This window comes from Streptomyces sp. 3330, from assembly GCF_031456635.1.
GTDB lineage: Bacteria > Actinomycetota > Actinomycetes > Streptomycetales > Streptomycetaceae > Streptomyces.
Window position 1 is genome coordinate 1 of sequence record NZ_JAVDVA010000034.1, and the last position, 11,480, is coordinate 11,480.

The following is an 11,480-nucleotide window of genomic DNA, read 5'->3' on the forward strand; positions in this document are numbered from 1 at the left end:
CCAAACCAACCGACCGAGCGAACCCCACAACCCCAGCCCACACCCCCCGCACACCCCACCAACCCACCCCACGAACCCAACACCCTTCAGGTAGACGCGCCAGAGAGGCGTAAAAGGACCAGCGTCGCCGAGGTACCGGCGGCCCGGCCGTCCCTCGGTACCCCCGGAGGTCACGATCGGGACACTCCGCTGCTCGACCCTCACAAGTGCCTCTCTCCGCCCCATAACCAAGTAGAGCCGTGACTCCACGGCTTGCAGGCCCACAGCTCTGATCGGTGGGACCGACAACCTGCCCTCGCCGTCTCGATGGGGGCTTTGTCGTGTCGTACCCGCCGCGCGCCCGAAGGACTTGCGGGCCTAGCCCGTCGCTCCGCCACCGTCACGACTGCCCCGTCCTGTCCGGGACGGGAGGACTTTTTCCGACACCAGGAGGACCAATGCCTACCGACCGCAGCAACGTCGCCCTCGTCGTCATCGCGGCGGCGCTCGCCGGCCTGATCGCCGTGGTGTACCCGGCAGTGATCCCGGCCCTGACTGTGGCCGTGGCCGTGGCCGGGCTCGCGATGCTGTTCCTGAAGCTGTGAGGCAGTACGAGCCCCCCTGTCGGCCCGACGGAACGGCCGTCAGGAACCACAGGTACAGGCGCCTCTCCGCCTTCGTTTTACGGGAGTTAGGAGGGAAAAAGTGCCAAAAAACCAACACGGCTCGCATCGCGCCGATGCTTCCAAGGCGCCCCATCGCGTTTCCGCTGGTCATCCTGGGTCACCACAGGGAAAGTCCGCATTGCAGCCTTCGATTCAAAGGGTAAGCCTGGGGTATCAACGGATGACCCCCCTCGGATCGTACTCAACGCCTGTGAAAGCAAGGTAGGCTGACGCATGGAAAGCCACCGACGGACCTCATGGCTGGGAACCTGCAAGGTCTGGCGGTGGCTTTCTCTAGAGCGTCGTTCTCCACGTCGTAAGGGAAGAAGACATGGCCAATACTACAGAGTCCACCGGCGGCTCGGGCTCGGCTGGCGGCAGGGGCAACTCCCGGCGGCGGGTCAAGGTGCTGCTTTGGCGGGCGGCCCTCGGCGCCGCGTATACCGGCGGCGGCCTCGGACTCACGCTCGTCGTGAGGTGGCTTCTGGGCCTTTGACGACACGGCAGTAAAACGATGGGCCCGGCCGGTTGACCGGGCCCATCATCATGTCCGGGCTCTACAGCACGCCGTGCAGGGCGTTCTCCTTGAATCCGTCGTCTTCCTCGCGGTAGCGGCGCATGACCTTGGAGCCGGGGGCCCATCCGCCCTGCTTCTCGGCGACGGCGTCGGGGTTGCCGGCGCGGGAGGACTCGGTGACCAGTCCGCGGCGGGGGCTGTGGCCGGTGGGCCGGATGTCGAGTCCGGCGCGGGCGCCGATGCGGGTGAGGATGTCGCCGATGGTGACGGGGTCGAGTCCGCCGGCCAGGACGGTGTTCCAGCGGTTGTGCACGGCGCGGAACGCGAACGAGTCGGGGTAGACGTCCTGGCCCAGCTCCTCCTTCCAGCGGCGCCAGGCCCGGACCGGGCAGAGGTGCGCCCGGGAGCCGAACGGCACTTCGACGGTGCGGGGGGCGACCTTGGACACCCGCACGTCCACGACGAGGCCGCGGCCCTCGGGGTCCTCGGTGATGTCGCGGACTCGGAGGTGGGCGAGTTCGTGCTCGCGGCCGGCGATGGCGAAGTGCAGTGTCATCAGCGCCAGGTCCCGGATTCCGAACCGGTTACGGGGCAGGCTTGCGGCGATCTTCTCCATGTGCCGCACCAGCAGCGCGGGCGCCGGGCCGCGCCCGCGGGTCTCCCCCGCCTTCTCCATCTCCTTGACCTTCGCCTTGAGCAGGGCGCGTGCCTCCTCGGCGATGTCCTCGGCCAGCTGGAGCTTGAGCTGGCGCCGTGCGGTGACGACGATGCCGGCCAGGCGGCGGTCGATGGTGGCGGGTGCGGTGAGCTTGCCCGGTGCCCGGCCGGGCTGCGGCGGCCGGGCGGGCTGGTGCCAGCACCACTCCACGAACGCCACCAGCGTTCCGGACCGGACCGCGGCCGGCGGCAGATCGGCGTCGGCGCAGAACCTGAGCCACGCGCGCCAGTCGGTGGCGTAGCCGGTGCGGGTGCTCTGGGGGCGGTTCGCCTCGACGTGGGCGGTCGCCTCGTGGTCGAGCCGGTCGAGCCGGGCCTCGGTGGCGGGGTCGAACCGGCCGGGCCGGGCGGCGGCCTCGACCTGACGGGTTGTGGTGCTCACGGTGACCGACAGATCCGCTTTCGTCATGCTCGCCCCTGAGTGCCCGTCAGGCCCGTTTTTCCGTACCGCAGTTTGTGTCGTGTGGATCCCCTACATGTGAGCTTATCGGGGATCCATCGGTCGTACGGATTTTCGATGATTCATGATACTTCACCCCCATTTATGGCACCTGAGGGCCGCGCGGGCAGAGGTTGCGCGGCCAACCGCGGCAGGCCGCACGCTTCGGACCCGTCGCCGGCATTCGGCTCACTAGGCCCAACTCGGAGCGCGTGGAAGTTACGCGCGGTCGGCCAGGGCGGCGTGTCCTTCTGCACGGCATCGCGCAGGACCCCGGTGCCAGCGTCCGGTCCTTCGTGCCCACCAGTCCGCTTCCTGAGGGGGAGACCACCATGACCACGGCTCAGCCGACCCCGCCACGGGGTCCCGATCCCGATCCGCACCGACTGCTGCACCGCATCGTCACGGGCCTGCTGGTGATCGGGTTCATCGGCTACGTCCTGCACGAGCCCCCGGCCCTGCGCGAAACGGCGGCTGCGGTGGGCGGGCTGGGCGGACTCGTGCTGGCGGCGGTTCTCGCAGCGGGACGCAGCGGACAATGACGGGGATCATCCCAGATGCGTGGCGACCTCGGCCCGGGTCAGAACCTCCGTCTTACGGTGATCCGACCGCAAGGGATGCCGTGGGCGGAGAGGGGGCTGACCCGCCCCGGTCGGCCCTGTTCTCGTATAGCTACGGCGAACGGACATATAGCGCTGAGTAGCTGCACCTACGGCCGCTTGAGCGGGGTGCGTCCGCAGTCGATCGCTTCGGCGGCCTCGTTCTCGTCGTAGCTCATGGTGCCTTCGCCGTGGCAGTCCTCGCAGGTGTCCCACACGAGGGAGTAGCCGTCGGGTGCTTCGTCGTCTTCCTGGCCGACCTGGATGGATCCTTCACCGTCGCATTCGAGGCAGTCGAAGACGTACTCGCCGGGTTCCAGCGCCAGTTCGTCGGCCCATGCCTCGAAGTCGTCGACATCGGTGTCGGGCGCGCTCGAGCGGGCGCGGGCGAGGACGGCGATCCCTCCGGCGAGCGCCGCCATCGCGCCGACGGCCACGGCCGCCCGACCTACGGGGCCGAGGCGGTCCCAGCGGGCGGTGATACGCCGGCGCAGCGGCGGCCTGGTCTCGGCGTCGTCTGCTGGCTTCTGTGGTCCGTCGGTCATCGTGTGCCCTCGAGTGAAGTGGAGTAGTGGCAAGGGGCGTTCAGTGTGGCAGGAGCGCGGCCGCGATAGGGCGGGAATGCCGTGAGCCCGGCCTACAGCTACGCGGCCGCAGCCCCGTGTAGTTACTCAGCGCTACATGTAGGTTCGCCGTAGCTATACGAGAACAGGGTCCGGTCGGCAGGCTGCGGCACGAGGGGTCGCACTGTCTGTGTTGGTGGTCAGGTCGGCCCCTTTCAATGAGACGGACGACTCCACTCAGCACACTTTGTTGCCGTCGAGTGGTTGCGCAAAGTCACCTGTATTACGCGAAACGGCCGCAGGGTGAGGAGAGCCTCGACAGGGCGTGTGCGTACATGGAGTCATCAGCTACACATACAGCGCCTCGTCCTCTTCCTTGTGCTCACAGTCGTCTGAGCTGCGGGTTTTGACTGCCGAATCACCTAATCGTGTCCCTGGCGAACACGCGGGCAGTCATGGACGCATGAGTCCATCCCCATATCTAGTGGTTGGATTGCACCAGCGGCCCAGAAGTTGTGGTCCCCCCAACCCTGTGAGGCCCTCAACTGACCTATGCTTGCTGCTGCTTCCCCACACGAAGCCCCTCACCTACTTCGCCCGCTCGGGCGGAGGCCCTTCCTCAAGGGCCGCTTGGGGCTGAGTGAGAGGAGGCATCGATGGATCAGCACGAACACTGCGCCTGCTACAAGCGCGTTCTGACCTGGCGTCAGGCGCTCGTCGACTGGGCGCCCGTGCTCGTCACGACCATCGATGTACTGCGGTCTTTCTGGTCTTGACCAGGAAATCGGAAACCCGCCGCAAGGCCCGCGCTCAGCACTGAGCCCGGCCGATGCTTAGGCGGCCGGGCTCGGTGACTGCGGTACTCGTCGAAGGGTCTGATGCCGGTTGCACCCGGTGTCAGGCCCTTCGTGACGTTCCCTGGACCCTGAGTCTCGATGAGCCTCGGTGAGTCGACGGCCAGTCGACTGCATCGTACGACACCCGCGCCATGTCCTCCATGCGCAGCGCATGGCAGCGTCCATCCGTCTCGGAGCCGGCGGCCGCACCAACGAGGAGCGCGCGTCCTGCACGAGCCTTCCGGGCATTACCGTATGCCGCCCGGAAGGCGCAACTCCGTGTCCGGCTGGCCCGGTGTGACGGCATACTGCGACACGGCCGACTCTCCCGGCTCCCTCGACTGGTAGCGGAACAGCCGAGGGTCCGGGCGCTACGCCACCCACCTACCTACACACCCACACACGCCCCGAGACCCCGGGGGCAAGCACGGCCGTACGCCCATCACTTCATACAGAGAGAAGGCGGGCACGCTCGGGGGTCCTCGGCGTGCTCCGGTCTTTCATGTACGAGCTTCTTCGCGCTTCGCTGCCCGAATTCTTCGGCAGTCTCGGCGCCGCACTGGTCCTCACCGCTTCTGCCTGGGGTGCCGCGCGCCTTCGCGGCCGCCGCGTCCGGCCGCGACCGTCCGAGACGGAGGAACAGCCGTAGTGCGACTCCGGGCTCCGGGTGGTCGACCTACCCGGAGCCAGAGCGGGCGGGGGCCCGGGGCTGCCTCCGGGCCCCCGCGCCCTACCCGGCGGCGTTGAGACGGTCGGCCAGCTGGAGGGCGCCGACGCGGACCATGCCGGTCCAGACGTTGCCGGTGCGGGTGTCCTCCACTCCCCAGCCGCTGCGGAGCTTGATGATGCGGTAGCGAGTGGACATTGGGTCCTCCTGAAGGGGTGGGGCGGGTCGTCCTGACGGGCCTTGGCCCGAGCGCGGGTTCTCGGGGGTGTCCAAGGCTCGCCGTAGGCGACCGCGTAGCGGCTCGGCCTTGGACACCCCCGGGGTTCCGTGCTTGCCTCCGGCGGCAGGACGACACGGGCCACCCCGGCGACGGGCCGCACCCCGCGCCCCAACGAGGTCCCCACCGCGGGCGGACCACCCGCGTTCCCCGCATGGCGGGGTGCCCCACCCCCCAGCCCCGAGCCCCCGCTTACAGGCGGGGACTCGCTCGACGTTCTGGTCCTGCAACGGTCCCCGATGTCTCAGACTCGGTGCTGGAGGATCGGCCGCAAGAGCGGGTCAGGGCGTCGGGCCCGGCAGGTCCTGGGGGACGAGGAACATCAGAACGAAAACCGGCGCTAAGCCCGTCCGGCCTCTGTGAAGGTTTGACCTGGGCTTCTATGGGAGGCTGACCATCACGGGGGAGGAGAGCAGTGGACGTACAGATCACCACCGCGCTGATAGGCGCCGTCGCTGTCGGCGGCACTATCGGGGGGACCGTGCTGGGGTCGTGGATCCAAGCCCGCAGCGGCCGCGCCCAAGCCGCCGCCGCCCGGGACGCCGCCGTCACCACCGCCCAGGCCGCACATGATCAGGCCGTGCGCGAGCGGGTGTGGACGGTGATGCCGGTCTTCCTGCGGGCCACGTCCGAGTACATAGACGCCCTGGAGCGCTCGTTGCAGATCGAGATGGACAGGGACGAAGTTCGGGCGGCCCGACGGGCCTTCGATCTGGCCTACGCCGAGGCCGATCTCATCGTTCCTGAGGAGATGCGCACCGCCCTGGGCTACCTGCACGGCTCACAGAACGGCTTCCTGCACGTCGAACGCACGTGGGGGAAGAGTATGCGGGCGCGGCACGCGTTGGACGTATTGAGCGAATCCGGTGATGCTGAGGCCCGCCGGGCAGTGGCGGCGCTGCGACCGCTCGAGCGTGCCGGGAAACAGAGCCGAACGCACATCGTTCAGCCCGAGACACCGTCCGATCCCGCGCTGGCCGTCTCCGCGCTCAATGCGGTGACTGCCCTAACGCCCTCGCAACGAACCCTGTTGATCAACCGCGCCCAGCGCAGCCCGCGGGCCAGTATCGACCGCCTGGAACGCGCCCGTGCGACCCACCAGCGGGTGCGGAAGACCGTCATCGAACAGGCCCGGGCCGCCCTGGGCACCGCCCCGCCCGCCGGCCCTGTAGAGGAAGCCCCGGTGCCTGACTCCCGGACGCCCCCGACGGAGGCTTAACGCCGGTCTTCGTTCCGATGCTCCTCAAGCCCCGTCCTCGTCGGTGCGGCCGCCGGCTCCGAGAAGCCGTCGGGCTACGGGTGGCGGCGCGGTGGGGGCTCCGAGTACGCCCCGGGCGCGCAGCTCGGCAACGTTGGGCAGGTGGATGCCGGGTAGATCGTCGATCAGGTCGGCCTGGGCGGCGCGGATGGTATGCGCGGCCTGAGGGCCACTGCCAAGAGTGCGGCGGGCTGTCACGCGATCATCGTACGGTCGGTGTCACGAGGGGCCGTTCGGAATCCAGGCCACGTACCTCTCCCGGGTGCATGTGATGTGCCCCGCCCGAGAGTTGGGCGGGGCACGCTCTGTGTGGTGTGCTGGTGACACGTCCGGGGCCGGTATCGACGGTCCCGGACGTGTCAGTGCGGGAGGATCGGCCGGTCGATGTGGCGGTGCTCGACCTCCACGCCGATTCCGGCGGCCCGCAGGTACGCGGCCATTTCCTCGGCTACAGCCACTGACCTGTGACGTCCTCCGCCACAGACCACGTGCACGTCGACTCGGTACTGCTGGGCTCCGGCCCACTGCTTCATGGTGTCGGCCTGTAGCAGGATGCGGACCTTCTCCGCGTTCTGTGCGACCAGCTCGCGGGCGCCCGGCGTCGCCATGACGTACCGGCGCACTTCGGCGTCCAGTCCGTTCTTGTGCAGCATTTGTTCACGCTGCTCGGGGTCCTCTGGCGGGTTGCGCAGTGAGCGGGTGTCGACCAGGACAGCGGTGCCGCCCGGGTCGTCGTGGTGGCCGGCGCCGTACGAGGTGATGAGGGTCTGGCAGTGCCCGTCCCAGTACAGGGCGCTGAGATCTTCCGGAGTCGTCTCCATGCTGTTCAGCGTCCCTGTCGCCAGGCGGTGGCGGTAGCCGGTTTCGGGTGTTTCCCGTTTCCTCTTCAGCCTCGTCGGCGGTTGCGCTTCTCCCCCTACGTATCCGACGCCGACGCCGCCCGCGTCGCCGGGGGCACCTCGCACCTGACCGCCGACCCGGACCTGTGCCTGGACACCCTCCTCCGCTCGACCGGCCGGACGGTAACGCCCGCGCCGTCGCTCACCAAGTGATCCCGAACAGCCCACAACAGAAAGGAGGTTGAGAACATGGCGGAGGAACGGTTCACCCGGCGCACCGTGACCGTGGTCATGGCGGTCATCGCGGCCCTGGCCTTCGTCTTCTCCTTCGGCAACGTCTGGGCACTCGCCCTGCGCCTCGGCGTCCCCCATCCGATCGCCCCGCTGATCGCCCCCATGGTGGACCTGTCCCTCGTCGGGCTCCTGGTCGCCCTGCGGTTCCTGGCCCTGCGCGGCGTGTCCAAGGCCGAGTTGCGGGCCGGTACCCGGCTGCTGCACCTGTGCGGGCTGCTCACCCTCGCCCTGAACACCGCCGAACCCCTGCTGACCGGACGCTACGGCCGGGCCTGCCTGGACACCGTCGCCCCGCTCCTGCTCCTCGGCTGGGGCCACGTCGGCCCCGCCTTCCTCGCCCAGTTCCACACCCTCACCAGCCCCACCTCGCACTTGGAGGACACGCCCGCTTCTGCCTCCAACCTGGTGTCCGACGAAGCACCCGCCCCCGCATCAGCACCCCCGACCCTCATCCCGGAGGTCGTTGCCGCCCCGGCCGAGGAAGCGCAGCCCGCCCCGGTTCCGGCCGCTGCTCTGCCCGTCACCGTCGCGAGGACGGCTCGACCCGCCTCCGGCCCGGCCCTGCCGGCTGCCCTGCTGGACGCGGCCCGGCGCATCGCGGACACCCACCGCGCCGAGCACGAAGCGCCGATCACAGCGGCCCAGTTGGGGACTCGCATGGGCGTCGCCTTGCCGGTGGCCACCGCCGCCCTCGCTCAGCTCTGAACCCCGGCCCTCACCGGCCGCATCCCCCCTCGCTGAACCCCACGCCCGCCCATGGGCCTGGTTCGTCATGCCCCGAACTGAAGGGACACGCCCCGAATGGTCACCCTGGACCTGCGCCACGTGGCAAGCCCCGCCGTACGGGACCTGCTCCACCTGGTCAACCACCCCGACTTCGACCGCGCACAGCAGCAGATCGAACACCTCGGCGGCTGCACCGAACCCATCCGCCTCACCGGCCGCACGACCAATGTCGACACCACGACCGGGGAGGTGCTGCGCTCCTATGCCTCCTCCGACGAGCCCACGGGCAGCCTGCTCACCGCGTGCGGCAACCGCCGCGCTTCCCGCTGCCCGGCCTGCTCCCGCCTCTACGCCGCCGACACCTACCACCTCATCCGCGCCGGCCTCTCCGGCGGCAAGACCGTGCCCGACACCGTCCGCACCCACCCCCGCGTCTTCGCCACCCTCACCGCCCCCTCCTTCGGACCCGTCCACAACCGCCCCGACGCCCGGCCCTGCCGCTGCGGCACCCGCCACGACCCCACAGACCCGCTGCTCGGTACGCCGCTGAACCCGACGACGTACGACTACGCGGGCGCGGTCCTCTTCAACGCCCACGCCGGAGCCCTGTGGGCCCGCTTCACCACCTACCTGCGCCGCGAACTCGCCGTCCGGCTCGGCATGACCCAGAAGGCTGCCCGTGCTGTGATGCGAGTGTCCTTCGCGAAGGTCGCCGAGTACCAGAAGCGCGGCCTGGTCCACTTCCACGCCGTCATCCGACTCGACGGCCCCGACAGCAGCACCCAGCCCCCGCCCCCGTATGCCACCGTCGGCGTGCTCACCGACGCCATCCGCGCTGCCGCGCCGCGCGCCCGCATCTCTGTCACCTCGGATGCGGTCGGGGAACGTGAACTCACCTGGGGCCAGCAGCTCGACGTACGCGCGATCGCTGCCTTCGGCACCGACGCCGAACTCACCGATCAGGCGGTCGCCGGGTACGTGGCGAAGTACGCCACCAAGTCCGCCGATGCCTCCGGCACCCTCGACCGCCCCCTGTACTGCCGCCCCTGCCAGGGGCGCGCTGCCACCCTCCTGCCCCAGGGAACTCCGCTCCCGTGCACCGCCTGTGACGGGACCGGACAGGCCCGGCCGTTGCCCCGCCTCGCCGTCGCCCGCCACGTCCGGCAGATGATCCGCGCCTGCTGGGAGCTGGGCAAGCTGCCGGAGTTCGCCGATCTCAAGCTCTGGAAGTGGGCGCACATGCTCGGCTTCCGGGGTCACTTCTCCACCAAATCCCGCTCCTACTCCACCACCTTGGGCGCGCTGCGCGACGCCCGCCGCGCCTGGCGCACCGAACAGGCCCACGCCCACGCCGGCCTGCCCGAGCCCGACCCGACAACCACGCTCGTCGTCGGCCACTGGGACTACCTCGGCTCGGGCTACAGCCCCGGCGCGGCCCTCCTCGCCGCCCATGTGCGGCACCGCAAGGAACTGGAACGGCAGTTCACGGCCGAAGGGGGCTACTGATGGCCTCGCCCCCGCCCGCCGTCCTCTACGCGGATGAGGGCCGGGCGCTGGAGTTGCTGACGGTCCCCCAGGTGATGGCCCGCCTCCAGCTCGGACGCTCCGCCGTCTACGACCTCCTCCGCACCGGCCAGCTCGCCTCGATCACCCTAGGCCGCGCCCGCCGCATCCCCACCCACGCCCTCACCGACTTCATCCACACCCGCCTCGAACAGGACGCCGCCTGATGACCACGCCCCGCGACACCCCCGCCTCCCGCCGCGTCCGCGCCAACGGCGACGGAACCGTGTACCAGCGCAAGGACAGCCGCTGGGAGGCCGCCGGATACGTCCTTGCCCCCGGCAACACCCGCAAGCGCATCCGCGTCTACGGCACCACCCGCAAGGAGGCCCTGGCCAAGCTCACGGAGAAGATCGCCGCCAGCAACCGCGGCCTCCCTGTCCCGTCCGCGCAGGGCAGCGTGGCCGCGTACCTGACGTACTGGCTCGACGCTGTCGCCGTCCACCAGCTCCGCGAGAACACCCACACCCGCTACACCGCCGTCACCCGGCTCTATCTCATCCCCGGCCTCGGACGAAAGAAGCTCTCCAAGCTCACCGCCAAGGACGTCCGCACCTGGCTCAACCAGCTCCGAACTGCCTGCCAGTGCTGCACCCGCGGCCTCGACAGGGCCCGGGATGAGCCCTCCTGCTGCGCCGCCGGAAAGTGCTGCTCCAAGCGGCTCTCGCCCCTGACCCTCGCCTACGTGCACTCCGTCCTCAAGTCCGCCCTGGAGCACGCCGTGCGCGAGGAGGAGATCCCACGCAACGTCGCCCGCAACGTCCGCACCGGCACACCCCGCCCCCGCCGCTTCGAACCTCTCACCGCCGACGAAGCCCGCAAGTTTCTGGCCGCCGCCAACGGTCACCGGTTGCAGGCGCTGTTCGAACTCGCCCTGCACACCGGGCTCCGCAAGGGCGAACTCCTCGGCCTGCGCTGGGAAGACCTCGACCTGGCCGGCGGAGCTGCCAACATCCGACGCACCCTCCAGCGCACCAACTCCGGCGGCCTGACCCCCCTCCCGACCAAAACCAAGAGCTCCGAACGACGCATCGCCCTGCCGACGCCGTGCCTGCGCTCCCTCGAACAGCACCGCGACCGACAGCGCAAGGAACGCGAGGCGGCGGGGACGGACTGGAAGGACAGCGGTTACGTCTTCACCCGCCCCGACGGCGCCCCGATCGAAGGATCCACCCTCACCCGGCACTTCACCACCCTGCTCCGCCAGGCCAGACTCCGCCGCATCCGGTTCCACGACCTCCGACACTCGGCGGCCACCCTCCTCCTGGAGCAAGGAGTGGAACTCATCGTGATCAAGGAGCTGTTGGGGCACGCCCACATCGGCGTCACCGCCACCGTCTACGCCCACGTCCGACTCCGCCTCCAACGCGACGCCATCGACCTCCTCGGCCACGCCCTCCGCAACCCCGCCGAGATCACCGGCAAGCCCGACGACGGCGACGAACCACCGCTCTGCGCGGCCCTCGTCCGCTGACGTTGCCGTCAACTACTGCCGTCACGGCACGCTGAAGCCCCGCCAGGCACTGCCTGGCGGGGTTTCA

General features: G+C 69.7%; 12 protein-coding genes. 8 read left to right on the forward strand and 4 right to left on the reverse strand.

Annotation, left to right across the window (positions count from 1 at the left end; all coding sequences use genetic code 11):
- Nucleotides 1-437 precede the first annotated feature (437 nt).
- Nucleotides 438-584: a hypothetical protein gene (locus J2X68_RS35635; protein WP_310436753.1), complete on the forward strand. Its 147-nt coding sequence runs from the start codon at nucleotides 438-440 to the stop codon at nucleotides 582-584.
- A 617-nt stretch (nucleotides 585-1,201) separates the two neighbouring features.
- Here the strand turns inward: J2X68_RS35635 and J2X68_RS35640 are convergent.
- Nucleotides 1,202-2,287, reverse strand: a complete 1,086-nt coding sequence (locus J2X68_RS35640; protein WP_310436754.1) for a tyrosine-type recombinase/integrase — start codon at nucleotides 2,285-2,287, stop codon at nucleotides 1,202-1,204.
- A gap of 362 nt (nucleotides 2,288-2,649) precedes the next feature.
- On the opposite strand from J2X68_RS35640, the gene J2X68_RS35645 reads away from it, so the two are divergent.
- Nucleotides 2,650-2,859, forward strand: coding sequence for a hypothetical protein (locus tag J2X68_RS35645; protein ID WP_310436755.1), 210 nt, complete (start codon nucleotides 2,650-2,652; stop codon nucleotides 2,857-2,859).
- A 167-nt stretch (nucleotides 2,860-3,026) separates the two neighbouring features.
- Here the strand turns inward: J2X68_RS35645 and J2X68_RS35650 are convergent, their stop codons facing one another.
- Entirely contained in the window at nucleotides 3,027-3,461 is a 435-nt protein-coding gene (locus J2X68_RS35650; RefSeq protein WP_310436756.1) for a hypothetical protein, read from the reverse strand.
- Between the two features lie 1,584 nt (nucleotides 3,462-5,045).
- A complete protein-coding gene (locus tag J2X68_RS35655) occupies nucleotides 5,046-5,180 on the reverse strand; it encodes a hypothetical protein (protein ID WP_310436757.1) in 135 nt (44 codons plus the stop codon).
- 494 nt (nucleotides 5,181-5,674) lie between these two features.
- On the opposite strand from J2X68_RS35655, the gene J2X68_RS35660 reads away from it, so the two are divergent.
- Entirely contained in the window at nucleotides 5,675-6,478 is an 804-nt protein-coding gene (locus J2X68_RS35660) for a hypothetical protein (RefSeq protein WP_310436758.1), read from the forward strand.
- 398 nt (nucleotides 6,479-6,876) lie between these two features.
- Here the strand turns inward: J2X68_RS35660 and J2X68_RS35665 are convergent, their stop codons facing one another.
- A complete protein-coding gene (locus J2X68_RS35665; RefSeq protein ID WP_310436759.1) occupies nucleotides 6,877-7,338 on the reverse strand; it encodes an RNase adapter RapZ in 462 nt (153 codons plus the stop codon).
- Nucleotides 7,339-7,419: 81 nt separating this feature from the next.
- Between J2X68_RS35665 and J2X68_RS35670 the strand changes: the two genes are divergently transcribed.
- The 5 genes from J2X68_RS35670 to J2X68_RS35690 all read left to right on the forward strand — a co-directional run bounded on the left by J2X68_RS35670 (nucleotide 7,420) and on the right by J2X68_RS35690 (nucleotide 11,413).
- Nucleotides 7,420-7,569 (forward strand): hypothetical protein, encoded by a 150-nt coding sequence (locus J2X68_RS35670; protein WP_310436760.1) that lies wholly within the window; start codon nucleotides 7,420-7,422, stop codon nucleotides 7,567-7,569.
- A gap of 36 nt (nucleotides 7,570-7,605) precedes the next feature.
- On the forward strand, nucleotides 7,606-8,355 hold the full coding sequence (locus J2X68_RS35675; protein ID WP_310436761.1) for a DUF2637 domain-containing protein: 750 nt from the start codon (nucleotides 7,606-7,608) through the stop codon (nucleotides 8,353-8,355).
- A 96-nt stretch (nucleotides 8,356-8,451) separates the two neighbouring features.
- Nucleotides 8,452-9,882 carry a replication initiator gene (locus J2X68_RS35680; protein ID WP_310436762.1) on the forward strand — a complete coding sequence of 477 codons (1,431 nt, stop codon included), beginning with the start codon at nucleotides 8,452-8,454 and terminating at the stop codon, nucleotides 9,880-9,882.
- Nucleotides 9,882-10,106 carry a helix-turn-helix domain-containing protein gene (locus tag J2X68_RS35685; RefSeq protein WP_146579796.1) on the forward strand — a complete coding sequence of 75 codons (225 nt, stop codon included), beginning with the start codon at nucleotides 9,882-9,884 and terminating at the stop codon, nucleotides 10,104-10,106. The genes J2X68_RS35680 and J2X68_RS35685 overlap by 1 nt, the downstream gene beginning before the upstream one ends.
- A complete protein-coding gene (locus J2X68_RS35690) occupies nucleotides 10,106-11,413 on the forward strand; it encodes a tyrosine-type recombinase/integrase (protein ID WP_310436763.1) in 1,308 nt (435 codons plus the stop codon). The genes J2X68_RS35685 and J2X68_RS35690 overlap by 1 nt, the downstream gene beginning before the upstream one ends.
- The last annotated feature ends 67 nt before the right edge of the window (nucleotides 11,414-11,480 follow it).